Annotated in this window: 32 protein-coding genes; 16 read left to right on the top strand and 16 right to left on the bottom strand. The window is 60.0% G+C overall.

Features of this window, described 5'->3' with window-relative positions; all coding sequences use genetic code 11:
• The first annotated feature begins 17 nt into the window (after positions 1-17).
• Positions 18-458, top strand: a complete 441-nt coding sequence (locus H0274_RS09005; protein ID WP_226794782.1) for a DUF2497 domain-containing protein — start codon at positions 18-20, stop codon at positions 456-458.
• A gap of 12 nt (positions 459-470) precedes the next feature.
• Positions 471-839 carry a (2Fe-2S) ferredoxin domain-containing protein gene (locus tag H0274_RS09000; protein ID WP_226794780.1) on the top strand — a complete coding sequence of 123 codons (369 nt, stop codon included), beginning with the start codon at positions 471-473 and terminating at the stop codon, positions 837-839.
• On the opposite strand, the gene H0274_RS08995 is transcribed toward H0274_RS09000, so the two are convergent.
• Positions 836-1,135 (bottom strand): hypothetical protein, encoded by a 300-nt coding sequence (locus tag H0274_RS08995; RefSeq protein WP_226794778.1) that lies wholly within the window; start codon positions 1,133-1,135, stop codon positions 836-838. The genes H0274_RS09000 and H0274_RS08995 overlap by 4 nt on opposite strands.
• 182 nt (positions 1,136-1,317) lie before the next feature.
• Here H0274_RS08995 and H0274_RS08990 point away from each other — a divergent pair, with 182 nt between their 5' ends.
• Genes H0274_RS08990 through xth form a run of 3 tightly spaced genes read left to right on the top strand, consistent with a single transcriptional unit; the run spans position 1,318 to position 2,886 of the window.
• Positions 1,318-1,746 (top strand): CBS domain-containing protein, encoded by a 429-nt coding sequence (locus H0274_RS08990; protein WP_226794776.1) that lies wholly within the window; start codon positions 1,318-1,320, stop codon positions 1,744-1,746.
• 31 nt (positions 1,747-1,777) lie between these two features.
• Positions 1,778-2,107, top strand: coding sequence for an iron-sulfur cluster insertion protein ErpA (gene erpA, locus H0274_RS08985; RefSeq protein WP_226794771.1), 330 nt, complete (start codon positions 1,778-1,780; stop codon positions 2,105-2,107).
• Positions 2,108-2,112: 5 nt separating this feature from the next.
• On the top strand, positions 2,113-2,886 hold the full coding sequence (gene xth, locus H0274_RS08980; RefSeq protein ID WP_226794768.1) for an exodeoxyribonuclease III: 774 nt from the start codon (positions 2,113-2,115) through the stop codon (positions 2,884-2,886).
• A gap of 67 nt (positions 2,887-2,953) precedes the next feature.
• Here the strand turns inward: xth and H0274_RS08975 are convergent, their stop codons facing one another.
• From H0274_RS08975 to H0274_RS08930, 10 genes are all read right to left on the bottom strand, one after another.
• Positions 2,954-3,685 carry a cell wall hydrolase gene (locus H0274_RS08975; protein WP_226794766.1) on the bottom strand — a complete coding sequence of 244 codons (732 nt, stop codon included), beginning with the start codon at positions 3,683-3,685 and terminating at the stop codon, positions 2,954-2,956.
• Between the two features lie 141 nt (positions 3,686-3,826).
• Entirely contained in the window at positions 3,827-4,168 is a 342-nt protein-coding gene (locus H0274_RS08970; RefSeq protein WP_226794761.1) for a DUF1491 family protein, read from the bottom strand.
• Positions 4,169-4,189: 21 nt separating this feature from the next.
• Entirely contained in the window at positions 4,190-4,651 is a 462-nt protein-coding gene (locus H0274_RS08965; RefSeq protein ID WP_226794759.1) for a PaaI family thioesterase, read from the bottom strand.
• Positions 4,652-4,661: 10 nt separating this feature from the next.
• On the bottom strand, positions 4,662-5,123 hold the full coding sequence (locus tag H0274_RS08960) for a PTS sugar transporter subunit IIA (RefSeq protein ID WP_226794758.1): 462 nt from the start codon (positions 5,121-5,123) through the stop codon (positions 4,662-4,664).
• A 145-nt stretch (positions 5,124-5,268) separates the two neighbouring features.
• Entirely contained in the window at positions 5,269-5,838 is a 570-nt protein-coding gene (gene hpf / locus H0274_RS08955; protein ID WP_226794756.1) for a ribosome hibernation-promoting factor, HPF/YfiA family, read from the bottom strand.
• 41 nt (positions 5,839-5,879) lie between these two features.
• Positions 5,880-6,566, bottom strand: coding sequence for a DNA polymerase III subunit epsilon (gene dnaQ / locus H0274_RS08950; RefSeq protein WP_226794754.1), 687 nt, complete (start codon positions 6,564-6,566; stop codon positions 5,880-5,882).
• 42 nt (positions 6,567-6,608) lie between these two features.
• On the bottom strand, positions 6,609-7,205 hold the full coding sequence (gene coaE / locus H0274_RS08945; RefSeq protein ID WP_226794752.1) for a dephospho-CoA kinase: 597 nt from the start codon (positions 7,203-7,205) through the stop codon (positions 6,609-6,611).
• Positions 7,202-8,071 (bottom strand): shikimate dehydrogenase family protein, encoded by an 870-nt coding sequence (locus H0274_RS08940; protein ID WP_226794750.1) that lies wholly within the window; start codon positions 8,069-8,071, stop codon positions 7,202-7,204. Before H0274_RS08940 ends, coaE begins: the two co-directional genes overlap by 4 nt.
• Positions 8,068-8,652: a Maf family protein gene (locus tag H0274_RS08935; RefSeq protein ID WP_226794748.1), complete on the bottom strand. Its 585-nt coding sequence runs from the start codon at positions 8,650-8,652 to the stop codon at positions 8,068-8,070. Before H0274_RS08935 ends, H0274_RS08940 begins: the two co-directional genes overlap by 4 nt.
• Before the next feature lie 10 nt (positions 8,653-8,662).
• Entirely contained in the window at positions 8,663-9,502 is an 840-nt protein-coding gene (locus H0274_RS08930; RefSeq protein WP_226794740.1) for a pyruvate, water dikinase regulatory protein, read from the bottom strand.
• Positions 9,503-9,853: 351 nt separating this feature from the next.
• Between H0274_RS08930 and hemE the strand changes: the two genes are divergently transcribed.
• The 4 genes from hemE (at position 9,854) to H0274_RS08910 (ending at position 13,451) form a co-directional block, all read left to right on the top strand.
• Positions 9,854-10,879 (top strand): uroporphyrinogen decarboxylase, encoded by a 1,026-nt coding sequence (gene hemE / locus H0274_RS08925; protein WP_226795690.1) that lies wholly within the window; start codon positions 9,854-9,856, stop codon positions 10,877-10,879.
• A 119-nt stretch (positions 10,880-10,998) separates the two neighbouring features.
• The gene (locus H0274_RS08920) at positions 10,999-11,442 is read left to right on the top strand and encodes a CopD family protein (protein ID WP_226795689.1); all 444 of its coding nucleotides are present in this window, start codon (positions 10,999-11,001) and stop codon (positions 11,440-11,442) included.
• A 202-nt stretch (positions 11,443-11,644) separates the two neighbouring features.
• Positions 11,645-12,901 carry a transcription termination factor Rho gene (gene rho, locus H0274_RS08915; protein WP_226794738.1) on the top strand — a complete coding sequence of 419 codons (1,257 nt, stop codon included), beginning with the start codon at positions 11,645-11,647 and terminating at the stop codon, positions 12,899-12,901.
• 7 nt (positions 12,902-12,908) lie between these two features.
• Positions 12,909-13,451 (top strand): AAA family ATPase, encoded by a 543-nt coding sequence (locus H0274_RS08910; RefSeq protein ID WP_226794737.1) that lies wholly within the window; start codon positions 12,909-12,911, stop codon positions 13,449-13,451.
• Here H0274_RS08910 and H0274_RS08905 read toward each other — a convergent pair.
• A complete protein-coding gene (locus H0274_RS08905; RefSeq protein ID WP_226794735.1) occupies positions 13,448-14,146 on the bottom strand; it encodes a dienelactone hydrolase family protein in 699 nt (232 codons plus the stop codon). The genes H0274_RS08910 and H0274_RS08905 overlap by 4 nt on opposite strands.
• Before the next feature lie 136 nt (positions 14,147-14,282).
• On the opposite strand from H0274_RS08905, the gene H0274_RS08900 reads away from it, so the two are divergent.
• From H0274_RS08900 to H0274_RS08875, 6 genes are all read left to right on the top strand, one after another.
• A complete protein-coding gene (locus tag H0274_RS08900) occupies positions 14,283-14,549 on the top strand; it encodes a DUF6489 family protein (protein ID WP_226795688.1) in 267 nt (88 codons plus the stop codon).
• 32 nt (positions 14,550-14,581) lie between these two features.
• Positions 14,582-15,856 (top strand): tRNA uridine-5-carboxymethylaminomethyl(34) synthesis GTPase MnmE, encoded by a 1,275-nt coding sequence (mnmE, locus tag H0274_RS08895; protein WP_226794734.1) that lies wholly within the window; start codon positions 14,582-14,584, stop codon positions 15,854-15,856.
• Between the two features lie 75 nt (positions 15,857-15,931).
• Complete coding sequence (mnmG, locus tag H0274_RS08890; RefSeq protein ID WP_226794732.1) at positions 15,932-17,800, top strand: tRNA uridine-5-carboxymethylaminomethyl(34) synthesis enzyme MnmG; 1,869 nt, start codon at positions 15,932-15,934, stop codon at positions 17,798-17,800.
• Complete coding sequence (gene rsmG, locus H0274_RS08885) at positions 17,797-18,480, top strand: 16S rRNA (guanine(527)-N(7))-methyltransferase RsmG (RefSeq protein ID WP_226794730.1); 684 nt, start codon at positions 17,797-17,799, stop codon at positions 18,478-18,480. The genes mnmG and rsmG overlap by 4 nt, the downstream gene beginning before the upstream one ends.
• A 5-nt stretch (positions 18,481-18,485) precedes the next feature.
• Positions 18,486-19,262, top strand: coding sequence for a ParA family protein (locus H0274_RS08880; protein WP_319018215.1), 777 nt, complete (start codon positions 18,486-18,488; stop codon positions 19,260-19,262).
• Entirely contained in the window at positions 19,259-20,269 is a 1,011-nt protein-coding gene (locus H0274_RS08875) for a ParB/RepB/Spo0J family partition protein (RefSeq protein ID WP_226794725.1), read from the top strand. Before H0274_RS08880 ends, H0274_RS08875 begins: the two co-directional genes overlap by 4 nt.
• A gap of 58 nt (positions 20,270-20,327) precedes the next feature.
• Here H0274_RS08875 and H0274_RS08870 read toward each other — a convergent pair whose 3' ends face one another.
• Both H0274_RS08870 and H0274_RS08865 read right to left on the bottom strand, forming a co-directional pair.
• Entirely contained in the window at positions 20,328-20,900 is a 573-nt protein-coding gene (locus H0274_RS08870; protein WP_226794723.1) for a glycine zipper 2TM domain-containing protein, read from the bottom strand.
• A 287-nt stretch (positions 20,901-21,187) separates the two neighbouring features.
• On the bottom strand, positions 21,188-21,670 hold the full coding sequence (locus H0274_RS08865) for a GAF domain-containing protein (protein ID WP_226794720.1): 483 nt from the start codon (positions 21,668-21,670) through the stop codon (positions 21,188-21,190).
• A 64-nt stretch (positions 21,671-21,734) separates the two neighbouring features.
• On the opposite strand from H0274_RS08865, the gene H0274_RS08860 reads away from it, so the two are divergent.
• Entirely contained in the window at positions 21,735-23,183 is a 1,449-nt protein-coding gene (locus H0274_RS08860) for a PQQ-dependent sugar dehydrogenase (RefSeq protein ID WP_226794718.1), read from the top strand.
• Here the strand turns inward: H0274_RS08860 and H0274_RS08855 are convergent.
• Both H0274_RS08855 and H0274_RS08850 read right to left on the bottom strand, forming a co-directional pair.
• Positions 23,180-24,007, bottom strand: a complete 828-nt coding sequence (locus tag H0274_RS08855; protein ID WP_226794716.1) for a DUF815 domain-containing protein — start codon at positions 24,005-24,007, stop codon at positions 23,180-23,182. The genes H0274_RS08860 and H0274_RS08855 overlap by 4 nt on opposite strands.
• A gap of 11 nt (positions 24,008-24,018) precedes the next feature.
• Positions 24,019-25,758, bottom strand: a complete 1,740-nt coding sequence (locus H0274_RS08850) for an acyl-CoA dehydrogenase (protein WP_226794714.1) — start codon at positions 25,756-25,758, stop codon at positions 24,019-24,021.
• Positions 25,759-25,793: the final 35 nt, after the last annotated feature.

Here is a 25,793-nt window from a genome sequence, read left to right as displayed (position 1 = left end):
TTTGGGGCATTAAAACCATGCGGCATGAAGGCGAACCATCCGTCGAGGAAATCCTCGCGTCTATCAAGAAGGTGATCGCACGCGATAATCGCGAGATTGCTCAGGAAGAGCACCGTCGCCGCGAAAATCGTGGGATTCCTGCCGCTCGCGCGCCGGAAGACGTGCTGGAACTGAGCGCCGAAGCGGAGCTTGTCAGCATGGATCGAACGGAAGAAGGCGAGGGGCTGCTCGCTCGGGAAGTACGCAGTTCCATGCGCGAATCACTTGCGGCCCTGGCGATGCTGGCAGAGCCCGGCGTTCCCCCGCAAATCGTCCGTTCAGGCGAAACCTCGCTCGAAGGCATGGTTCGGGAAATGCTTCGCCCGATGCTGGCCGATTGGCTGGACAAGAATTTGCCCCCGATGGTCGAGAAAATGGTCGCCGCCGAGATCGCGCGAATCGCTGGCAAGCGGAACTGACGGCAGCCCCTGATGGCTCTGGGCAGTATTGAACGAGCCAGAAAGGCGCTGGACCAGATTGGCGGCTCGGGTATCGAGCGCCAGATTTTCATCTGCGCGATGTCGGAAAAGGGCAAATGCTGCGACCGGGCGACCGGGGAGGCGGCCTGGAATTATCTCAAAGCGCGCCTGCGTGAGCTGGGCCTTGCAGGGCCCAGAGGCGGTGTCCAACGGACCAAGGCGGACTGCCTGCAAATCTGCGAGGCAGGGCCCGTTGCTGTCGTCTGGCCGGACGGCGTGTGGTATCATTCCTGCACCGAGGATGTGCTGGAACGGATCATTCAGGAACATCTGATCGGCGGAGTGCCGGTTGAGGATTACCGACTCCATCCCACGCGTTAATCGGGGCGTTTGCCGCCTTTGTCCTGACGATCGTTCACGGCCTTGTCATGGCCGGTTCCGCTGGAAAGGAACACCAGCCCCATCAGGGCCGATCCCAGCAACATGGTGAAGCTGATCCCCGCCGCCGTGGCGATGTAGAGGTGGATCGAAACCATGCCATTCTTCGCATAAAGCGCGGCCAGGGCCAGGATCACCACCAGCACCGTGGCCAGCATCATGAAACGCATGATCCGTCGGAAACGAGCCCAAGCGTGAGCGGCAGTCTCCGGATCGTCGAGGGGGGATTGGCGATTCATGCCACGCCTGATGCCCTGCGATGCGGCCATTGGCAATTCACCAGGCCGCGATTCATCCGCGATTTTGGCAGACTCGCCCTGCTGTGGCATGATCGCTGAGGGATATCCCCTATCCAAAGGGAAAATCAGAGAAGAGCTCAAAACAGGATCACGAAATTCGGTCACAGCACGGGAGAGGACATATGACGATCGCCAAAATAATCGAGGGGCGTCAGCAGGCCATTGTAAGCTGCCAGGTAAGCGCCACGGTCGAGGAAGGCGCACGCTTGCTGGCCAGCCATCGGATCGGCGCCATGCCGGTCTATGATCGGGCCGAGCTTGCCGGGATTTTCTCCGAACGTGACCTGCTTTATTCGCTCGCACGCGAAGGCCGGGATGTGCTGACACGCCGCGTAGGGGAAGTGATGACTGCCCCGGCCATAACGGTGAATCCGGACACGGGGATCATCGAAGCCCTTTCCCTGATGACCCGCCGGCGGATCCGCCACCTGCCTGTACTGCACGACAAAGCGATGGCGGGGTTCGTGTCGATCGGCGATCTGGTGAAATACCGGATAGAGCAGGTGGAAGCGGAGGCCCAACAAATGCGCGAATATATTCGCATGGCTTGAGCCCGGCCTTCGGCTTCCCTACATCGGGGCCATGGCTCAGGCACTCACCCTTACACCCGCCGCTGCGAAACGCGTGGCATGGATCGCCCAACGTCAGGCTAAACCAGCAATCCTGCGCCTTTCAGTGGAAGGCGGGGGCTGTTCCGGCTTCCAGTACAAATTCGACCTTGCCGAAGCGCAGGAGGCTGACGACAGCGTGAGCGAAACCGAGGGGGTGAAACTGCTGGTGGACCCGATAAGCCTCGATCTGGTGGCTGGCGCTACGGTCGATTTTGTCGAATCGCTGGGCGGCGCAGCTTTTCGCGTCGAGAACCCCAATGCCGCATCCGGCTGCGGCTGCGGTTCCAGCTTCGGCATCTGACGATCGTGCGCATCGCCAGCTTCAACATCAACGGCATAAAGGCGCGCCTGCCGCGCCTGCTGGAATGGCTCGAGGAGCGCCGGCCCACCGTAGCCGCGCTCCAGGAAATCAAATGCCAGGATGACAGCTTTCCCGCCGCCGAATTCGAGAAGATCGGTTACAAGGGCATCTGGCACGGCCAGAAGGGCTTCAATGGCGTAGCCATCCTCGCTGACGGAATGGAACCGCTGGAAATCCAGCGCGGGCTGGGTGGCGATCCCGAGGACGAACAATCCCGTTATATCGAAGCCGATGTCGCTGGAGTGCGCATCTGCAATCTCTACCTTCCCAACGGCAACCCCCAGCCGGGGCCGAAGTTCGACTACAAGCTGGCCTGGATGAAGCGGCTGCGGACCCGCATGGCGGAATTGCGCGCAGCGGAACTGGCTGCAGTGGTACTCGGCGATTTCAACGTCATTCCCCAGGACAAGGACACGTTCTCCGTTCGGGCCATGGCGGATGACGCCCTGACCCAACCGGAATCGCGCGATGCCTATTTCCGTCTGCTCCACGATGGCTGGACGGATGCGATCGACACGCTCAATCCGCGTGGCGGGGTCTGGACCTATTGGGATTATCAGGCCGGTGCCTGGCAAAAGGACCACGGCTTTCGCATCGATCACTTGCTGCTTTCGCCGGAATGTGCGGACCGGCTGGCTTCTGCCGGTGTGGACAAGGAATATCGCGGCCGGGAGAAGGCCAGCGATCACGCCCCGGTCTGGATCGAACTGCGCGACTGATCGGCAGCAAAAGAAAACCCCTCCATTAAGGAGGGGCTCTCGTTCCGACCTTCAGTCGGCGCTGGCTTCAGCGGTAGAAAATGTGACGGTCTACCCGCGCGATGCGAGCATGGCGCCAGTTGGGCTGAACCGAGGAAGCGTGAAAATACAGCGCCTCACCAACCGGACTATCCCAAAGCCCTTCATGAACAATCCGCGCGATTGCCTTGGCGCGATGCCAGGCGGGCGAAGAAGTCCGGATACTGGGCATCCGCCCACCCCGGATGAAAGAGAATTGCGAAGGCTGGTACACCACCCCGCAATAGCTGGAAGGGAATTTGCCCGATTCCACGCGATTCACGATCACCTGGCCCACGGCCAACTGACCCGCCAGTTTCTCGCCTCGTGCTTCGAAATAGATCGCGCTAGCAAGGCACTGCATATCGCGTGAAAGGTCGCCGGCTGCGGGAAGGCTGGCGACCAGCTCTTCGAGAGACTCAGCATCATTCACCGCGGCGTCAGCGCCTGCAGGCAAGGGCTGGACAACTTCCCGGGAAACGAAACGAACCGCGCTGCTGTCTGTGCCGGAAGCTGTCCCGGCTGGTGAAAGCGGGGTTTCAGCCGCTTCATCACTTGCAGTATATTCCCGGGCCAAAGCCTTGGTCTCGGGGTCTTGCGCGAAGGCACCGGATGCAGCGGCGCCAGAAATCGTAAAGACCATCATGGCTGCCACGGCAAAGGCCGCGGCCAGCTGGGTTTTGCGACTCATAATCCTGTTTTTATCGGCGGTGAACGCGCCCCGTCGCAGGCAATGGTTCATCAGGAATGATGAACCTGTTCCCGATCTTGCGATCAGTGGCCTGCCGGCCGTTCCCCGTCTGCGTGCTAGCCCCCTGGCCGGTTTGCCGGAAGGACCGCCTGCGCATTGGTCGCGGGCCCAATAACGCCCGAGCGAGCGATGTCAACTTTCTGTAAAGGACAATCCGATGAAACGTTCGCCATTGGCGACATCCAGTTCCACGATCCAGAGATCGTTGTCCTGTCGCTTACGCCGATCACAATATTCCGAAAATTCCTGATGTTTTTCAGGATCTTGCCTCTTCACCAACGTCCAATTCCGGGTTCCGTCGAGCTGCGGCATCCGTTCATATATTCTGAGGTTCGCGCCATTCTCGCAACAAACGACAAGAATCGTTCCCGCATCGCGTTCACCTTTTGCCAGAACCGTTGCAAAGCCCCCGGCGGCATTAACCGCACGGATCAGACCCGAAATTTCGAGATGGGCAGGAAGCCTCTCATCCATCTGCGCCACCTTTGCTGCCTATCACTGGCCAATGACACCATAACCCGGAAGGCTGGAAAGCGCGATACGCGACCGCATGAATGTTCCCGTTCCGCGGCCAATCTCCTCCCCATCTTCATTGGTGAGGTTCGCTTCCGCCACAAAGACCCGCCGTTTTCCGCTTATCCACCGGCCATGGGCGATGACCCTCCCCCCCCGAACCGGCGCCGTGAAATGGAGGTTGAAGCCGGTGGTCAGCAGGAAACGATCGGAGACAAGGCTGTTAGCCGCATAGAAAGCCGCATCATCCAGCATCTTGAAATAGATCGTGCCATGCGCCGCGCCCGCGGCATGATAGACCCGCTCATCGACATCGAATTCTATCCGCGCGGTACCGCGCGACGGAATCGTCAGTCTTGAGGGAAACAGCGTATTGATCGGCGCGGAAGCATAAAGGCTTTCCAATGCCCGATAATGAAGCTCTGCGCCTTGATCTTCGATCATTGGGGCCGCCTCAGGCGGCGTCGCGGTCGGTTGCATTGGCAAGCAGCGCGTAGAGCGCTTCTTCCCCTTCCGCTTCCATCAAGGCATCATGCGTGCGTTCGTCACGCACCAGCCGGGAAATCGCGGCGAGGGCATGCAGATGCGTGACGCCGGCATTTTCAGGCGACAGCAGGCCGAACACCAGTTCCACCGGCAAGCCATCGGCTGCGGCGAAATCCACCGGGTCTTCAAGTTTCATAAGCGCCGCCACCGGGCGCTTGATTCCCGGAACGCGGGCATGGGGAATCGCCACCCCGCGGCCAAATCCGGTGCTGCCCAGATTTTCACGCTCTTCCAGTCGCTCCAGCACGTCGGCGGGATCGAGTTCATAGGAAGCGGCGAAAATCTCGGCCAGACGGCTCAGGATTTCATGCTTCGCATCGGCCCGGATCACGGTGACGGATTCGGGGAGAATGGAAAAAAGCGACGTCATCACTCTTCAAAAGCTCTGCTTCATGCGGCCCGGGTTCAGGCAAGGTGCGGCCGGACAACGCCGAAAAGCATGGCGGGCTTTCCGCCAAATTCAGGGAGTTGCCCGGAAGCCGCAGGCCCTGGCGCGCCTTGGGGGCGCGCTCGCTTCAGGAAGGTTCGACCCAGCCGATCGAGCCATCGTGCCGGCGGTAGACCATATTATGGCGACCGGTGCCAGCATTTTTGAAGAACAGGGCATTGGTATGCCGGAGATCCAGCATCATCACCGCATCGGAAACACTCGCTTCAGGGATGTCGACGCGGGTTTCGGCGATCACCAGCGGTGCCTCGCTTTCTACCTCATCCTCGCTTTCCTCAACGGCCGGGGCGAATACAGTATAGGCTGCCTCTTCCTCGCGTGCGACGAAAGCAACCTGCTCGTGCCGATCCTTCAGTCGGCGCTTGTAACGACGCAGTTGCTTGTCGATCTTGTCGGCGGCCTGGTCGAACGCGACATGGACGTCATGCGCTTCGCCATGCGCCTTGAGAATCAGGCCCTGCATCACATGCATCACGATGTCACTGGTGAAGGCGCTGGTTGGCGCCTTGCCAAACGTGACCTGTGAGGAAAGCGCGCGGCTGAAATATTTGTCGATGATCGAATTGAGCCGGTCGGCTGCATGCTCCTGCAGGGCACTGCCGGTATCGATCTGGTGGCCGGACACGCGAATATCCATCGTAACGCTACTCCTGCTTCTATCGCCGCCCGGATAGTTTCCTATGTTTCCCAGAGCGGGGACATGATCGTTGTCAAAAATTCCTTATGCCGTGCGAGTTCCTCCTCACTCGCCTCATGGGGACGAGGAGCGCGATATTCGCGCTTCTTCGCCGGGCTGCGTCTGAATTCGATGATTGTGGTTTCCGTAACCGTCGTTGCCAGTTCGAGCCCGATCTGCCGACCGCCGGTAAGTTCGACATAGACCTGCGCCAGCAATTCAGCGTCAAGAAGCGCGCCGTGGAACGTACGATGACTGCGATCCACGCCATAGCGCGAACAAAGCGCATCAAGGGACAGCTTGGCACCCGGATGACGGCGCTTGGCGATGGCCAGCGTATCGATCATCCGATCAAGACTGACAGGTTCCAGTCCGCACATGGACAGTTCGGCATTGAGAAAGCCGAAATCGAACGTGGCGTTATGGGCGACCAGCGGCGAATCGCCGAAAAACTCCAGCAGTTCCGCGGCGCTCTCATGGAAACGCGGCTTGTCCGCCAAAAACGCGTCCGACAGGCCGTGAACAGCCTCGGCCTCCGCCGGCATCGAGCGATCGGGATTGTAATATGCGTGGAAAGAGCGACCGGTCGCCACCCGATTGACCAGTTCGATGCACCCCATTTCCACCAGCCGATCCCCTTTTGCGGGATCGAAACCAGTGGTTTCGGTGTCGAAGACGATCTCTCTCATCACAATCAATATCGGCCTGCTTGCCTGTGCTGGCAAGGGCTGTCAGCGCGGGTTTGTCAATTTCCCGACAAGGTCGCGAACTGCCTCGCGGGTTTGCTCGATCGAACAGCCGGTATCGATCACGTAATCTGCACGGGCGCGCTTTTCCGCATCGGGAATCTGCCTTTCAAGAATGGCGGCGAATTTTTCCGGCGTCATTCCCGGCCGGGCAAAAACCCGCCGCCGCTGGGTGTCGGAATCGGCCGAGACCACTGCCACAGCGTCCACCCGATCCTGCGTGCCCTTTTCGAACAGGAGGGGAATATCGAATACGATCAGCTTTTGCCCCGCATGTTCGATCAGGAATGCCTCACGCTCATCGGCAACAGCCGGGTGAACGATGGCTTCGAGCCGGGCCATAGCTTCGGCATCGCCGAATACGCGCGCACCCAGCGCAGCCCGATCCACACCGCCCTGTCCGGTTGTTCCGGGAAATGCAGCCTCGATGGCTCCGAGCAACCTTCCTTGCGGCCCTTGCAGCCGATGAACTGCCGCATCGGCGTCGAACACCGGAACGCCCAACTCGGCAAACATCTGGGCGACCGTGGATTTCCCCATCCCGATCGATCCCGTCAGGCCGAGGATGAAGGGATGACTCACGCCTGCTCGCCGGTCAGGCGCACACGAAGTTCAGCATCCCCGTCATCACGCGGAGGCGCCTTGCCAAAGAACCTTTCAAAGGCTTCCGCTGCCTGTCCGATCAGCATGGAAAGACCGTCCACCGTCCGATAGCCGGCAGCGCGCGCGGCCTTGAGCAAGGGCGTTTCCACCGGGTGAGTGACGATGTCGTAGATGATGCTGCCGGGAGGCACATGGCTGAAATCGAACTCAAGCGGAGGCTGGCCAGCCATGCCGAGGGGGCTGGCATTCACCACCAGGTCGAAACATCCTGCGCGATCGTCAAACTCGAAATCGGTCGGCTCCGCAAAATGCGCGAGGGGAGCAACATGATGCTCACCCTTGGGATCCAGCTCATCGAGCAGGGCCCGCGCCTTTTCAGGATCGCGGCCCGCCAGAACGATCACTACATGCTCTTGCGCCAAGGCGGCGATGATCGCCCGCGCCGCGCCACCTGTGCCCAGCACGCGCGCCATGCGGAAAAGATGCTCCTTGGCCAGCAAATCCCGCAATGGTTCAAGGAACCCGCCGGCATCGGTATTGTAACCGGAGAGAGATCCGTCAACCTCCCGCACGATGGTGTTTACGGCACCAATCCGGGCCGCGAGAGGATCCAGGCGATCAAGCAGGGGGATCACCGCCTGCTTGTGCGGCATGGTGATGTTGCAACCCCGCCATTGGGGGTCCTTGCGGCGGGACTTTAAGTAATCCTCAAGTCCACTGGAGGTTACGTGTGCCGCGCGATAATCCGCGTCCAGCCCCAGCCGCCCGATCCAGTAACCGTGGATTGCGGGGGATTTTGACTGGACGATCGGATCCCCGATAACTTCCGCATAGGGTCGGGTCATGCCTTTAGCTCCCCTTCCGCCCGCAAAGCGCCCAAAACCGGCAAAAGCGGCATTCCCAGCACAGTGAACTGATCCCCTTCGATACGCTCGAACAATTGCACTCCCAGCGCTTCGATCCGGAAGACACCGACACAACCGGACACCTCAGGCCATTCGGCGGCAAGGTAATCCTCGATGAAGCTTTCCGAGAGTGTCCTCACATGCAGCACGGCCTCATCCGCCTGGCTCCAGACGATCCGGCCGGACCGAGCCAAGGCAGCGGCACTGCATAAATGGAGCGGCTTGCCGGAGAAGAAGCGGAGATGAGCTGCGGCATCTTCACGGCTGGCGGGCTTGTCGAAACGTCGCCCGAACACCGCCACCAGAGAGTCGCTGCCGAGCACCAGCCGCCCGGGCATTTCCTGCGAAACGGCCAGAGCCTTGGCCTCCGCCAGGGCGAGTGCAATTTCCCGCGGCGGCGCATCGCCAAGACGTTCTTCCAGGGCGCGCTCGTCCAGATGGGCTGGATGCACTTCAAACGGAACTCCGGCATCGGAAAGCATGGCTCGACGCGAGCTGCTCTGGGAAGCAAGTACGATCATAGGTGTGCAATCATATCGGTTTGGCACCACCTTCATGGGCAGCGCTGGTGCGTTCATTATAAAGGCGGATGATCGCCGCGGCGGTTTCCTCGATCGAACGACGGGTCACGTCGATCACCGGCCAGCCATTATCGGCAAACATGCGGCGAGCGAAAGCGACTTCCTTTTCCACCCGCTCTTCATCGACATAAGCAGTCTCGGTACCTTCATTGAGCGACAGAAGCCGGTTGCGACGGATCTCGATCAGCCTCTTGGGCGCAGTAGTCAGCCCGACCACCAACGGATGGCGCAAGCCGAAGAGCGAGGGTGGAGGAGGGCTTTCCACCACCAGTGGAATATTGGCTACCTTGTAGCCGCGATTGGCAAGATAGATGCTGGTGGGCGTTTTCGACGTGCGCGACACGCCAGCAAGAAGGATATCGGCTTCCTCCCATTCTTCCCACAACACCCCGTCGTCATGCGCGATAGTGAATTGAATGGCGTTGACCCGTTCGAAATAGGCCTCGTCCATCATATGCTGCCTGCCAGGCCTGCCGACAGCCTCTTGGCCCAGCTGGTTTTCCAGTGCCTGGGTTACGGCATCCAGCGCGGCCACCATCGGCAAGCCGGTCGCCAGGCAATGTTCTTCCAGTCGCCTGCGTGTCTCGGGATTGACCAGAGTGAAAAGCACCAGGCCCGGACTGGCGCTGAGCTCGCTCAGAATCCGTTCAAGATGTTGCTGGGATCGGACCATGGGCCAGAAATGGCGCACCACATCGGCACCCTCAAACTGGGCGAGGGCAGCCTTTGCGATATTCTCCAGCGTTTCGCCGGTGGAATCCGATAGGAGATGCAGATGGAGCCGGGTCATCGCACGGAAAACCTTTGCCGATCCCGCCTATGCCTTTGCTGGCGGGGTCTTGTGGATAATGCCCGGCATAAACCACGGGACTAACCTCGGGACAAGTTTAGGGAAGGATTCAACCCCCGGACCGAGTCCTTCACAGGGCAAGATGTGGACAGGTGGAAAGTGATTTCGACAGGCTGTGGACAACGGGGAAAGAGTCTCGTTGACGCCCCAGCTCCACGATTCGATCAGCCACATTGGCTGTTCAATCCGGGAGAAATCGGGCAAGGCGCTGCAATCCCCGATATCCACAGGACCAACAGAGTCCACAACCCTATATAAATTAATATCTTTTTTTGATTGGACCTTGCCGAAATGCCTGGACCCCTGCTCGAAACACTCCGCGGAACCAACGTTTCAAGACGCCCGATCTGGTTGATGCGCCAGGCCGGCCGCTACCTCCCCGAATATCGTGCGCTGCGGGCCGAAAAGGGCGGTTTCCTTGAACTCGTCTATGATTCAGAAGCCGCAGCCGAAATCACGATTCAGCCCTTGCGGCGTTTCGGATTTGACGGAGCAATCCTGTTTTCGGACATTCTGATCGTGCCTTATGCACTGGGACAAGATCTCAAATTCCTGGCGGGCGAGGGCCCACACCTTTCTCCAAAGCTCATCGATACCGCTCTGGAGGGGCTGGAAGCCGTACCTGAGCGTCTCTCACCGATTTACGAGACGGTGAGACGGGTAAAGGCCAACTTGTCGCCAGAGGTGACCATGCTGGGCTTTGCAGGCAGTCCCTGGACGGTCGCAACTTATATGGTCGCGGGCGAAGGTAGCCGGGATCAACATGTCACACGCGAATATGCCTATCGCGATCCTCAAGCGTTTCAGGCGATCGTGGATGCAATCGTAGCGGTCACGGTGGAATATCTTTCGGGGCAGGTAGAAGCGGGCGCGGAAGCACTGCAACTGTTTGACAGCTGGGCAGGTAGCCTTTCCCCTGCGCAATATGAGCGCTGGGTGATCGCACCGAATGTAGCGATTGCTGTGGAGATGAAGCGCCGTCATCCCCTGATCCCGCTGATTGGTTTCCCGAAAGGATCGGGCGAGAAACTATCGGCCTATGCCCGTGAGACAGGTGTCGATGCCATTGGCGTGGACGAAACCGTCGATCCTCTCTGGGCTGCCAAGGCACTGCCGGAAGGCATGCCGGTGCAGGGCAATCTCGATCCGCTGTTACTGTTGTCGGGCGGCGAGGAACTGGATCAACAAGCTCGCCATGTGCTCGATGCTTTTGCCGGGCGGCCCCATGTATTCAATCTGGGCCATGGAATCGGTCAGACGACCCCGATCGCCAATGTCGAACGATTGATCGAGGTTGTTCGCGCCTGGGGCAGTTGAGCGTCGACGGGCAGGGCGTACACGGCTATCCGATCTCTTGACCCCGTCACGTCCGCTCTGCCACATGCCGGCCAAAATATGCGGGTGAATCCTATGCCATTTTGGCGTAAATGGCTCGCATGCAGGAAGTGCTCTCCATGCTCTATTACTGGCTCAAGGCCGGCCATATCATTTTTGTGATCTTCTGGATGGCCGGGCTCTTCATGCTGCCGCGCTATTTCGTGTATCATCAGGAATGTGCGCCGGATTCCCCGGAAAACGGCGTATGGATCGATCGGGAGCGCAAGCTGTTGAAGATCATCCTGTTGCCCTCGATCATCGTGGTGTGGGTTCTGGGCCTGTTGCTGGCATGGCAGATTGGCGCTTTCAGCCAGGGATGGTTTCACGCCAAGCTGCTGCTGGTCCTGATCCTTTCAGGTTATCATGGCTGGCTTTCAGCCTATGCCAAGGCGCTTGCCAGGGGTGAGCGTAAGCTGGAAGGCCGGAAACTGCGCATGCTCAATGAAATCCCGGGGATGGCGGCTGCGCTGATCGTGGTGCTGGTAATCATCAAGCCCTTCTGAATATTTCGGCCTGACCCGGACAGGAACGCAATTTGCGGCAGGCTGTGCCACTTGCGCTTCCATTGCGAATTGACGCGAGGGCGCGTGGCGCCTATTTCCGGGGAAATCCGGCTATAGCCGCCATTCCGGGCGGTAGGGTCTGCTTTCTCCAAGCCCTGATGACCTGCCGGCTTCCCGAAAATATCCCGAGTGGAACAAACACATGCATCTTAAAGAATTGAAGAAGAGGACGCCGGCCGAACTGGTTGCCATGGCGGAGGAATATGAGGTCGAAGGCGCATCCACCATGCGCCGTCAGGATCTGATGTTCGCGATCCTCAAGGAAGTGGCCGAAGACGGGGAGGAAATCCTCGGCGTCGGCACCATCGAAGTGCTGCAGGATGGTTTCGGCTTCCTGCGCAGCCCGGAAGCGAATTATCTCGCCGGTCCGGATGATATCTATGTTTCGCCCAACCAGGTCCGGAAATGGGGCCTGCGCACGGGCGATACGGTGGAAGGCGAAATCCGCGCACCCAAGGACGGTGAACGCTATTTCGCGCTGACCAAGCTTACCAGCGTCAATTTCGATCACCCGGACGCGGTGCGTCACCGCACCAATTTCGACAATCTGACCCCGCTCTATCCCGATGAGCGCCTGGTTCTCGATACGGTTGATCCCACGGTGAAGGACAAGTCCGCCCGCGTGATCGATCTGATCGCGCCGCAGGGCAAGGGCCAGCGCGCGCTGATCGTGGCACCGCCGCGTACCGGTAAGACGGTGCTGCTGCAGAACATCGCCAAGGCGATCACCGACAATCATCCCGAAGTGTTCCTGATCGTTCTGCTTGTGGATGAACGACCGGAAGAAGTGACCGACATGCAACGCTCGGTGAATGGCGAGGTGATCTCCTCGACATTTGACGAACCCGCTTCCCGTCACGTGCAAGTTGCTGAAATGGTTATCGAAAAGGCCAAACGCCTGGTCGAGCACAAGAAGGATGTGGTGATCCTTTTGGATTCCATCACGCGCCTTGGCCGTGCCTATAACACTGTGGTGCCTAGCTCCGGCAAGGTGCTGACCGGCGGTGTGGATGCCAACGCGCTGCAGCGGCCGAAGCGCTTCTTCGGCGCGGCCCGTAACATTGAGGAAGGCGGCTCGCTCTCGATCATTGCCACCGCACTGATCGATACAGGCAGCCGTATGGACGAAGTTATCTTCGAGGAATTCAAGGGCACCGGTAACTCGGAAATCGTGCTTGATCGCAAGGTTGCGGACAAGCGCATCTTCCCGGCGCTCGACGTCGGCAAGAGCGGTACCCGCAAGGAAGAACTGCTCGTAGGCAAGGATCAGCTCAGCAAGATGTGGGTGCTTCGTCGTATCCTCATGCAGATGGGCACAGTCGATGCGATGGAATTCCTTCTCGACAAGATGAAGGATTCCAAGACCAACGAAGATTTCTTCGCAACGATGAACCAGTAAGGTTCGAATGGCGGCTCGCTTCCCCTTCCGCTCGGTGGTTACCGGCGGACCGGGGGCGGGCAAGTCCACCTTGCTCGATACAGCTGCCGCTGCTGGCCTGGTGGTCTCTCCCGAAGTGGCGCGGGAGATTCTTCAGGCGCCGGGCGGGATGGAACTGCGCGAGCATGATCCAGTCGGCTTTGCTGAAGCAATGCTGTGGCATGAGATGGCTGCATTCAAGAATAGCAGCCATCACTTCGCGCCAGTTCTATTCGATCGCGGATTTCCCGATATTGCAGGCTTTCTCCTGTTGGACGGGTTGCCTGTGCCAGCAGAACTGGGCAGAATCTGCCGTGAATTGCGTTATGAGGGGCCGGTGTTCCGCGCTCCGCCTTGGCGCGAAATATACGCCCAGGATGCGGAGCGTATTCAGGACTGGGAAGCTGCGGTGGCGAGCGATGCGGCAGTTATCGCCGCATGGCGCCACTATGGATATGATCCGATTGATCTGCCGCTGGCAGCCGTAGAAAAACGGCTGATGTTTATAATCGGTGAGCTAGATCAGGCTTAAGCGAGGTTTTCCGCAAGGAATTCCCGCGTCCTAGCATCCGCCAATTGTGCGCCTTCCTCATTGCGGCGCTTGCCTGATGTCGCGGCAAAGCCGTGATCCAGCCCATCATAATCATAAAGCGTCACCCGGGGATGAGGGTCGAGCGCCTTGTGCATCGCTGTCTGAGCTTCCGGACTTACGAAATGATCCGCCGTGGGGACGTGCAGCAACAATGGCCGGGCGATGGCATGAGCTTCGTCCAGCATCTGATCGATCATTACACCGTAATAACCTACGCTGGCGTCCACATCCGTGCGAGCGGCGGCCATATAAGCGAGCCTGCCTCCCAGGCAGAAACCGACGGCGCCAACCTTCGCCACGCCCATTTCCGCGCGAATGAATTTCACGCAGGCTTCAATGTCTTTCACCCCATCATCGGCAGAATATTGCATCATATTGTCGATCGCCTGCTTGAACTCTGCTTCGACATCGGGGTTCAGGTCGCTTCCCGGCGCAAAACGCCAGAACAGATCGGGGGCGAGAGCTAGATAGCCGTGTGCTGCCCAGTCGTCGCATTTCTGCGTGATGCCGGCATTAACGCCGAAGATCTCGGGGATTACGACCACGGCTGCTCGTGGAGTTCCCTCGGGGCGTGAACACCATGCGGGAATGTTACCTTCGCCGTTTAGGGCGGGAATGCTGAGATTGGTGGCCATGGGAATCTCCTCTCGCTGCCTGAAGCGCAAGCTATTGCCCGGCGATGGACTTTGCCAGCACGCTGTGACAGCCTTGCAGCCTGCAAACCAGATCGCCGTTTGTCTTACAGGCATTTCCGCTCAAGGAGGCTCCATAATGAAGGTCCATGTCGAGATCGATTGTACCCCGGAAGAGGCGCGTCGCTTCATGGGTCTACCTGACGTGGAGAAAGCCAATCAAGTCTACATGGATGCGATTGCCAAGGCGATGCAGGGTGTGACCAATGTCGATCAGCTTCAGGAATATGCCAAGAATCTCGCTCCGATGGGACAGTTGGGATTGAAGCTGTTCCAGAATTTCATGGAAAGCGGTGCCGCCTTTACGGAAGGGGCGAAGAACAAGGGCGATAAGCCTGGCCGCTGACCTGCCCGGACATTTGCGCTAGGCGCGTGCGGATGAATACGATTTTCGCTCTCTCCAGCGGGCAACCTCCGGCAGCGATCGGGGTGCTGCGCATCAGCGGGCCGCAGGCAGGCGAGGCCTTGCGCAATCTTGCAGGCGCTTTGCCCATACCTCGGCATGCCAGTTTCAGGACGCTGCGGGATGTTGACGGCAGCGTGCTCGATCAGGCTCTCGTCCTTTGGTTTCCGGGACCGCATACAGCAACTGGGGAGGATTTGGCTGAACTGCATCTCCACGGGGGCCGGGCGGTTATTGCCGGGGTGGAGAAAGCATTGGCGCGGTTCAGTGGTCTGCGTCGGGCGGAGCCGGGGGAATTCACTCGCCGCGCTTTCGCCAATGGCCGGATGGACCTCGCTGAGGCAGAAGGCCTTGCCGATCTTCTGCTGGCAGAGACAGAGCTTCAGCGGCGGGCGGCAGTGGAGATGGCGGGTGGTTTGCTGTCACGCCAGGTTATTGATTGGCGGGACCGTGTTCTGACCTGCTCCGCGCGAGTTGAGGCAGTGCTCGATTTTGCGGATGAGGATGATGTTGCTGTCCTCCCTCCGGATTTCACCGCCGACATTCAGGGCATTACCGAGGAAATAGGTAAGGCTCTTGATGCGCCTCACGCTGAGACATTGCGGGAAGGGTTTCGCGTGGTCCTCGCCGGTCCACCCAATGCGGGTAAGTCCACGCTCTTTAACGCACTGGTTGAGACCGAGGCGGCAATCACTTCCCCAAGCGCAGGCACGACCCGTGACGTTCTGATTCACCCGGTTGCGTTGGATGGACTTCCTTTCTGCTTCATCGATACGGCAGGCCTGCGAGAGGAAGGAGCAGAGGAGATCGAGGCTATCGGCATCGCGCGAGCCCAAGCAGAGCTGGAAAAGGCGGATCTCGTTCTCTGGCTTGGTCCTGAGGGTGAAGGCCCGGTGGGCGCATGGGAGATCGAAACACAGATCGATGTGTCGGGGCACCCGTGCAAGGCGCACCCGCGCCATCGCGTCTCAGGATTGACGGGCGAGGGAGTAATGGGTCTGAAACGAGATCTCGTTGCTGTTGCACGTGTAGCAATGCCGCGGCCCGGCCAGGCTGCTTTGAACCTCAGGCAGCGTAGTTTGCTTGGAGATGCCTTTACTGCTCTGGGCAGCGCGGCAGCGGAAAGCGATCCGTTGTTGTTGGCAGAGCAGCTTCGGCTTGCGCGCCTGTCCTTCGACCGTTTGATTGGCCGCTCAGCGACGGAGGATATGCTGGATGCCTTGTTTGGGCGGTTCTGTATCGGCAAGTGAATTCCGGAGGCATGTTTCACGTGGAACATCGCAAGGTCTTTGACCCGAGTCACCAGAGGCAGTATCGGCGCTGCGATGAGTTCTTCCGGAAATAGCTTCGACATTGTGGTTGTCGGCGGTGGCCACGCCGGCTGCGAGGCGGCTGCGGTTGCCGCACGGATGGGCGCGCGCACAGCGCTGGTGAGCTTTGACCTTCGGGCTATTGGCGCGATGAGCTGCAATCCGGCGATTGGCGGTCTCGGCAAAGGTCATCTGGTTCGGGAAGTCGATGCCTTTGACGGCTTGATCGGGCGGGCGGCCGATGCAGCTGCCATTCATTATCGCATGCTCAATCGGTCAAAGGGCAGCGCGGTTTGGGGGCCGCGCATCCAGGCAGATCGCAGCTTGTTCAAGCGTGCTGTTCAGAAAATGATCGCCAAGCAGGAGAACCTGTCCTGTATTGAAGGCGAAGCGGCGGAACTCATCTTCGAACAGGGCAGGGTGGCTGGTATCGTTCTCGGGGACGGTAGGAGGATTCTGGCTGAGGCCGTCATTCTCTGCACGGGCACGTTTCTTGGTGGTACGCTTTTCCGCGGAGAGGAAAGGCTATCCGGAGGACGTATTGGGGAAGCCTCGGCTCAGCGTATGGCCGCGCAGATGCGTGAAGCAAAGCTGCCTATGGCAAGACTCAAGACCGGCACCCCGCCTCGGCTTGATGGACGGACAATCGATTGGGCGCGGCTGGATGAGCAGCCGAGTGATGCGGATTTCTGGACGATGTCACCGCTCACCGCTGCTCGCCGGAATCCGCAGATATTCTGTGCGATCACCCGAACGAACGAGCGTAGCCATGACGTGATTCGTGCCAACCTCCATCGCTCGCCACTTTTTACCGGGGCAATCGACGCGAGGGGGCCGCGCTACTGTCCCTCCATCGAGGACAAGATTCATCGTTTTGCCGATCGGGATGGCCATCAGGTATTTCTGGAGCCAGAGGGTCTTGGTACGCATCTTGTCTATCCCAATGGCATCAGCACTTCTCTTCCAGCAGATGTGCAACTCGCCATGCTCCGTACGATGGAGGGGCTGGAGACCGTTACGATGGAAGTACCGGGCTATGCGGTTGAATATGACCATATCGATCCACGTGCATTACGTCCAACGTTGGAACTCCGCGCAATTCCAGGGCTTTATTGCGCAGGCCAGATCAACGGAACCACGGGGTATGAAGAAGCCGCTGCGCAAGGACTGGTCGCGGGAATGAACGCAGCAGCTGCCGTGGTTTCACGTGAAACACCTTCGCTTGATCGTGCCAATAGTTACATGGCTGTGATGATTGATGATCTCACCCTCCACGGTGTCAGTGAGCCATATCGTATGCTTACTGCGCGGGCGGAGTATCGCCTGAGGTTGCGAGCGAATAATGCGACTACTCGGCTCACTCCCATGGCGGTCGAGGCCGGGTGTGTTGGGGAGGAACGGATGCAATGGTTCCGTCAGCGCGAGATAGATCGGGTGAAATGGAACGAGGCTCTGGATCGGGAATTGGGGGCAGTCGAGCTTGCCGGCAAGGGCCTTCCGGTCAGGCCCGATGGTGGCAAGCGCTCTCTGCGGGAATGGTTGCGCTTTGGCGGTGTTGAGTTGAAGGATCTCTCGCGCTGGTTCTCCGATGGTTTCGATCCGGAGAGCGAGATTGCATTGGAACTGGCAGAGGATGCCGCCTATGCGCCCTATCTCGCACGGCAGGATGCAGAACTGCGCGATTTACGGGCAAGCGAGACAGTACCCCTTGGGGAGGGATTTCCTTTCGCTTCTGTCCCCGGGCTCTCACGTGAAATGGTTGAGCGGCTCGATGCTGCGCGGCCTGAGACGCTCTCTGCCGCAGGACGAGTTCCCGGTATTACTCCGGCGGCGCTGGCGGCCTTGCTTGTTCACGCGCGCCGCCGGATGGGTGAGGCCGCATGACTCAAAATGAGCTTCTCAAGGACGAGGTAGAGGCTCGTGCTTATGTGGCGCAGTTTGGCGATCAGGTCGCGCTGGACCGTCTCGACCGCCTGACGGCGATGTTGCGGGAAGAAAATGAGCGGCAAAATCTCATTGCCGCAGCATCGCTGCCAACGGCGTGGTTGCGCCATATTGCGGATTCTGCGCAACTGCTTGCCCATGTTCCACGTGGAACGTCACTTGACGGGCCCTGGCTTGATCTTGGCACGGGCGCAGGGTTTCCGGGGCTCGTGATCGCCGTATTGCGACCCGAATGGGATGTTCGTCTGATCGAATCACGCCGTAAGCGCACTGACTGGTTGGAACGCGTCCGTGTGGAGCTGGGTCTGGAACACTGCAGTGTGGTCGCATCCCGGTTGGAAGTGGTGCCGTCTCAGCCAGCGGGAGTCATTTCCGCACGTGCGTTTGCACCGATGCAGAAACTCATCGATCTTTCCGCACGCTTTTCCACAAATCGGACTATATGGTTGTTGCCGAAAGGCCGTTCCGCAGCCCAGGATTTGGCATCGCTGCCCGAATCGATGTCCAGGCTGTTCCACGTGGAACAGTCCTGCACCGATCCAGAGGCGGGGATTATCGTCGGTCGGCTTGAACGAGTCGGGACAGGGCTTGAATCGGGCCCAGGCAGCAAGCGAGGCTAATGCCAATGATCCGAATTGCCATTGCGAACCAGAAGGGTGGAGTGGGCAAGACCACTACCGCTATCAACATGGCCACAGCCATGGCCGCGACTGGATGGAAGACCTTGCTGGTGGATCTCGATCCGCAGGGAAATGCCTCTACTGGCACGGGGATCGATCCTCGTCACCGGACGATTTCGAGCTATGATGTTCTTTTGGGTGAAGCGAGTGTGGTCGAGGCCACCGTGCCGAGTTCAATCCCGGGGCTCGATGTCATTCCTGCCACTGTAGATCTCAGTGGCGCGGAAATCGAACTGGTGGATTTCGAAGACCGGGCAGGGCAGTTGCGCCGGGCCTTCACGGGGCATACCGGCCACGATGTGTGCTTTATCGATTGCCCACCTTCGCTTGGCCTGTTGACGCTCAATGCGCTGACTGCTGCCGACACATTGCTGGTGCCGCTCCAGTGTGAATTCTTTGCGCTTGAGGGCCTGAGTCAGCTGTTGCAGACGGTTGAAAAGGTCCAGCAATTGTTCAACCCCGATCTGGGAATTGTCGGCGTTGCGCTGACCATGTTTGATCGGCGGAACCGGCTGACGGATCAGGTTTCCGAAGATGTGCGCGGATGCCTGGGCAATCTGGTTTTCGATTCCGTGATTCCCCGGAACGTCCGTCTGTCGGAAGCGCCGAGCCACGGCCTGCCTGCGCTGATCTATGATCACTCCTGCACAGGAAGCCGGGCCTATATGGCGCTGGCGCGCGAATTGATTTCCCGACTGCCCGAAAAGAGGAAAGCGGCATGAGTGATGGCAATGAACCGGTCCGGCTTGCGGCAGTCGCCGGAGGAGGCGATGCGGCGCGGCCTGAGGCCAAGCGCCGGCTCGGCCGCGGACTGGGTGCTTTGCTTGGTGAAGTTCGGCGGGAAGAGCCGTTGGCAACGTCATCTCCGGCCCGCCCGGCAACCGGGGCAAATTCGGATTCGATAAGGTCGGAGCGCCCCGCCGCTACTTCGTTGATACGCAACGGGCTGGCCAGCGTTCCTGTTTCCACCATTCAGCCGCATCCTGATCAGCCGCGCCGACATTTCGACGAAGAGGCACTGGATGAATTGGCGGCTTCGATCGCGGCGCGGGGTGTTATTCAGCCGGTGATCGTGCGTCCGGTGGGTGGGGGTTATCAACTGGTCGCTGGTGAACGGCGCTGGCGTGCCGCCCAGAAAGCACAACTCCATGAGATTCCTGCGCTAATTCGCGAACTTTCCGATCGTGATGTAATGGCTCTGGCGCTGATCGAGAATATTCAGCGCGAGGATCTCAATCCGGTTGAGGAAGCGCGGGCCTATAGCCGGCTCGCCGAGCTGGAGGGATTGACCCAGGCGGAAATTGCCCGGCTGGTTGAAAAATCCCGCAGCCATGTCGCCAATCTCCAGCGCCTGCTCTCGCTGCCGGAAAGCGTGATTGCCCATCTCGAGGCCGGTCGCCTGACCATGGGCCACGCTCGCGCCCTGGTGGGTCATGACGATGCCGAAGCCCTTGCTGAACAGGCAGTGGAGAAGAAGCTTTCCGTGCGCGAGATGGAGAAGCTGGCTCGCAAACCCGGCAAGCAACGCGAACCCCGCAAGGCTGCAGCCTCGGCTAATGCGGAGGATGCGGATATTGCCGCCGTACAGAACCAGCTGGAAGAATTTCTCGGCCTTCCAGTGCGGATTACGTCCGATGCCGATCCGCGTTCAGGCGCAGTGACGATCCGTTATTCCACGCTCGACCAGCTCGATCTCGTTTGCCAACGGCTGACGGGCGGGGAAATCTGAGGGCGGCACGGGCGGGGACAAGCCTGGAAGTCGCGCTGCGCGACTTCCGGCGGCTTTTTCATTTTACCGGCTTGGCTGGCTCGACCTTTACCGGAACGGTTTTCGTCGCAGCATTCCCAACCGGAATATATTTCGTCTTCGCGGAAGACGGTTTCGCGGGAATGATGCGCCGAGCGGGCCATTCCTCAACGATTTCTTCCTTAGGTTTGCAGGTCCAACCCACTACGACGGGTATCCACATCACCTGCCCGGTAGAATAGGCGCCATAGGGGTAACTCCCATAGACTTGGCCCCCATAGGCCTCGGCATTCCCCTCATAGCGAGTGAGGTAGTCCTCGCAGAAATCGCGCGTCCGGGCCTTGTCCTCGCCCTTGTCGATGGCTGCCCCGGCAAGGGCACCGACAGTCGCGCCTACCACCGTGCCGATCGTGCGGTTGCCTTCACCGGCAATGACATTGCCCGCAACGCCGCCAAGAACGCCGCCAATTACAGCGCCGCCTAATCCGTTATCCTTGTCCCCATAGCGACGGCGGCAATCGCGCAGCCATGCCTCTCGTTCTTCCTGGCTGTAGGCGGGCTTCATCGTGATCGGTTGGGGAGGCAAGCCTGCCTGTCCATAAGGCATGGCCATGGCCGGGCCGGAATATATCAAGGGGGCGGCCTGAAGTACCGGAACTGCTCCGTAATCCTCCTCAACTTGAGGCGAACCCTGCGTATCGCCAGCGATGGCAGGGTTCGCCGCAAGAAAGGAGAAAGCGGCGGTTGCAAGAATGGTAGAACGGCAAAGGCGCATTGGCTGAATCCCCTGTCAACTGCGCGAACGGCCATGCAGGGCCGTGCACCGCGTTAACCTGAAATTTAGCATCATAATGCGCGGTAAACGAAAGGTCCCGTGGCCTCTGTCTCGTTTCGGGGCGTTCAGATCCGGTTAGAGAGTATTGCCGCAAGCCGTTCCACGGCCGCAGCATCTTCCTGGTCGAAGCGGGCCTGGGTAGGGCTATCCAGGTCGATCACCGCGACTACTTGCCCATCTCGTGATACCGGCACGACCAGTTCCGAACGGCTCGCCGCATCGCAGGCAATATGGCCGGGAAAGGCATGGACATCCTCAACCAGCTGGGTTGCTGCATTGGCTGCCGCCGTGCCGCAGACGCCTTTACCCCAGCCAATGCGAATACAGGCCGGTTTCCCGCAGAAGGGGCCGAGAACCAGCTCCTCCCCGATCACCCGATAGAAGCCCGCCCAGTTGAGATCGGGCAGATATTGCCAGATCAAGGCGGCGACATTGGCCATATTGGCAATGCCATCGCTTTCGCCTGTCGTGATCGCATCAACGGCTGCAAGCAACTCGCCATGCAATTCGGCTTTGGAAAGGGCGGGATCGGGGGCGAAGTCATACATTGCCCGGCAGATGTAATGTGCTGCCCCGTTGCCGCAAGCCGCCCATGAGTTTATTCCGCTCTCCATGAACCTGCTCAAGAAGATCCTTATCGGATTGCTCGTGGTCGTCGTGGCTCTCACGATTGCCGGCTATTTCATCCTTCGCGGGGATGCGGCCGATGTTCCCTTTGATGAAGTGACCGGGACCGACCCCAAGCTGGCCGATCCTGATCCGCAAACGATTCCCACGGTGAAGATTGCCAAGCCGGTAGGCTGGAAAGCGGGAGAAGCGCCAATTCCGGCAGATGGCCTGAAAGTGGCGCGTTTCGCGGAAGGGCTCGAGCATCCTCGCACCATGCTGACCCTGCCGAATGGGGATGTGCTGGTTGCCGAATCGAACGCCCCGGCCCGTGTGATCGCCGGCGGCAGCATCACCAATTTTGTGGCGGGCATCCTGTTCAGCCAGGCGGGGGCAGACGTTCCTTCGCCCAACAAGATCGTGTTGCTGCAGGATGCGGATGGCGATGGCGTGGCGGAAGGGAAGACCGTGCTCCGCAGCGATCTTGATTCGCCGTCGGGCATGGCGTGGAAAGATGGCAAGCTTTACGTCGCCAATCACGATGAAGTGGTGGAATTTGACTATGTTCTCGGTTCAAAGGCAATCACTGGCGCGCCAAAGAAGCTGATGGATCTGCCTGGCGCAGGCAATCACTGGATGCGTAATCTGGTGCTGAATGCCGACGGCACCAAGCTGTATATCGCGGTAGGTTCGGCCTCCAATATCGCTGAAGGCGGGATCGAGGCGGAACAGGGCAGGGCGATGATCCATGAGCTGGATCTCTCCACGGGTCGTTCGCGTCCCTTCGCGGCCGGTCTGCGCAATCCCAACGGCCTTGGCTGGAACCCCTGGACCGGGGAATTATGGACCACTGTGAACGAGCGTGACATGCTCGGTTCCGATCTGGTGCCTGATTACTTCACCAATGTTCCTGTGGGTGCCCAATATGGCTGGCCCTGGTATTATTGGGGTGATGTGATTGATGACCGGGTAGAGGCGCCGATGCCCTCCGGCCTGACGGGTTATGTCCGCCGGCCCGAATTCGCCATGGGCCCCCACGTTGCCGCCTTGGGCTTTGTCTTTACCGGAGGGGGTAACCGCATGGGGCCGGAATTCGGCCAAGGTGCCTTTGTGGCACGGCACGGTTCGTGGAACCGCAAGCCGCCCGCAGGCTATGACGTGGTGTTCGTGAACTTCGATGCACGCGGCAATCCCACCGGCAAGCCGGTCCCTGTGTTGACGGGCTTCCTCAACAAGGATGGCACCACCAAGGGCCGCCCGACCTGGGTAGCCTGGGACAAGACCGGCGCCCTTCTGGTGAGTGACGATACGGGGAACATCGTGTGGCGCGTGGTGAAGCCCGGCGCCCCGGAAAACCCTGCCCCCCAACGCAACAAGGGCAAGCGTATGCCGCCGATCAAGGAACTGCTGGGCGATCCGGCGGCGGCGTTCGAGGAAAATGGAGTGCCGAATTAAAGCAGGCGGCCTGCGCGCCCTGCCAGCTCGTTCACATATTGCCAGGCGGTGCGGCCCGAACGGGCGCCGCGCCGTCTGGACCATTCCAGCGCATCACCTTCGTCGAAGGAAAGTCCAAATTCACCGCAATAGCCCCCGATGATCGCCAGATAGTCATCTTGCGAACAGCTATGGAAGCCGAGGGAAAGGCCGAAACGGTCCGCCAGTGCCAGATTATCGTCCACGGCATCACGCGGGTTCAGCGGATCGTCCTGCTCGGCTGAATGACGCGGCACGATGGCGCGGCGGTTGGAAGTAACTGCCAGGCGGACATTGCCGGGCCGTGCCTCTACCCCGCCTTCCAGCCAGCTGCGCAAGTGGCGGGGCCCCACGGAATCGCCCTCCGCAAAGCCGAGATCGTCAATATAGACGAGGAAGTTGCGTTCCACCCGCCCAAGCTCGGCAAAGACGCTTGAAATGCCTTCCAGCGCATCGGTGCCTGCCTGAACCAGCGCGATCTGCCCGGGATGAGCCTTCTGTGCGGCGAGGATCGACGCGCGCGTCAGGGCGGACTTGCCCATGCCGCGCGCACCCCACAGCAGCATGTCATGCGCGGCGTGGCCTTGCGCGAGACGCAGAACATTTTCCGCTACTCGTTCCTTCTGGGCGTCGATCCCGCGCAGCATATCGAGCCGGGGCGCTTCGAGCCGTTCTACCGGGCGGGCGAAGCTGCCGGTCCAGACATAGGCCGGGAAAGCGAGCCAGTCAGTCGCGGGACGAGGGGGCGGAGCCATCCGCTCGAGGGCGGCGGCGATCCGTGCGAGAGGATCTCCCTGATCGATCATGGGCTCAGGCTTCAGCCTGCCAGTAGCTCCGCGTCAAGAGCGTAGAGCAATTCCGCCCCTGCCCGTGCCGATGCCGCGAGCCCCAGGGCCTCCGGCACAAGCCGGTCGAGGAAGAAGCGTACCGTGACTGGCTTCGTCGCGGCGAGGGCGGGTGCCTCACCTCTTTCGACAGCCTGCAACTGGCATAGCAATTGCCAGCCTGCGGTGGCGACGGCGCACATGGTGCAGAAGGGTACACTGCCAGCGAGTCTGTCATCCAGAGTGGCGTCATGCAGCATCCATTCGCCAATAGAAGCACATTCCCGCGCCAAAGCCACCAGTTGTGGCTCATCTTTGCCATCCTTGGCGATATCCCTCATCAGCGCGACCAGCACTCCGCCATTTTCCGAACCGAGCTTGCGTGTGACGAGATCTGCAGCCTGAATGCCATTCGTGCCTTCATAGATGGGCGGAATCCGGGCATCGCGCAGATATTGGGCGGCGCCGGTTTCCTCGATATAGCCCATGCCGCCATGCACCTGGATGCCCAGACTGGCGACTTCCATGCCGATATCGGTGCCCCATGCCTTGATCAGCGGCACCAGCAGGTCCGCGCGGGACTGCGCTGCGCCATCGCCCAGCGCTCCGCGATCGACCATGCCGGATGTGTAGTAGAGCAGCGCGCGGGAGCCTTCCGTCAGGGCTTTCATACGCAGGAGCATCCGGCGCACATCGGGATGCTGGATAATCGGCACCGGGGCGCGGCTCGCGCCGCCCGCGCGGGGCGATTGCACGCGCTCCCAGGCATAGGCGAGGGCCTGCTGCGTTGCCCGCTCCGCGATTTGTACGCCCTGATTGCCGACATTGATACGGGCCGAGTTCATCATCGTGAACATGGCTTTCAGCCCTTCGTTCTCGCGGCCGACCAGCTCGCCGATGCATTCGCCCCTGTCGCCGTAGGACATCACGCAGGTGGGAGACGCATGGATGCCCAGCTTGTGCTCCAGGCTGACGACGCGCACGTCGTTGCGCGCGCCGGGGCTGCCATCTTCATTGACGAGGAATTTGGGCACCAGGAACAGCGAGATCCCGCGACTGCCTTCCGGTGCGCCAGGCAGGCGGGCCAGGACGAGGTGAATGATGTTCTGAGCAAGCTCGTGATCGCCCCAGGTGATGAAGATCTTCTGACCAGCGATGCGATATTTGCCTGCATGGGGCCCGTTCTCGATTGGCGTGGCCGTGCTCCGCAAGGCGCCGACATCACTGCCTGCCTGCGGTTCTGTGAGATTCATCGTACCGGGCCATTCGCCGCTCACCAGCCTGGGCAGATACAGCGCGCGCTGGGCCTCGCTGCCGTGCTTCTCGATTGCCTCGATCGCCCCGACGGTCAGCATGGGCAGTAGGGAGAATGCAAGATTCGCGGTGCCGAGATTTTCCATCACGTTGATGGCCAGCGTGTAGGGCAGGCCTTGCCCGCCATATTCAGTTGGGCCGGAAATCGCGTTCCAGCCTTGCTCGATATAAGCAGCATAGGCCTCGGCAAATCCGGCGGGCAGGGTGACCGTCCCATTCACAAGCAGCGCCCCCTCCACATCGCCAATGCGATTGAGCGGTGCCCATTCCCCTGCGGCAAGAGCGCCGATGCCTTCCGCGATGGCCTGTACCATGTCAGGCTCGGCGGCGGCAAAGCGTGGATGGGCGGCCAGCTCCGCAATTCCGGCATTCACGGAAATTGCCAGGATCTGGTCATCGATGGCGGGGGCATAAGGCATCTTCGGCTCCCTTATTCGCTTGTTGAGGTGCTTTG

Origin of the sequence: Fulverythrobacter ferritrahens (assembly GCF_020539485.1) — a bacterium.
In the GTDB taxonomy this organism is placed as follows: domain Bacteria; phylum Pseudomonadota; class Alphaproteobacteria; order Sphingomonadales; family Sphingomonadaceae; genus Andeanibacterium; species Andeanibacterium ferritrahens.
This window is presented reverse-complemented; position numbering and strand designations above follow the sequence as displayed.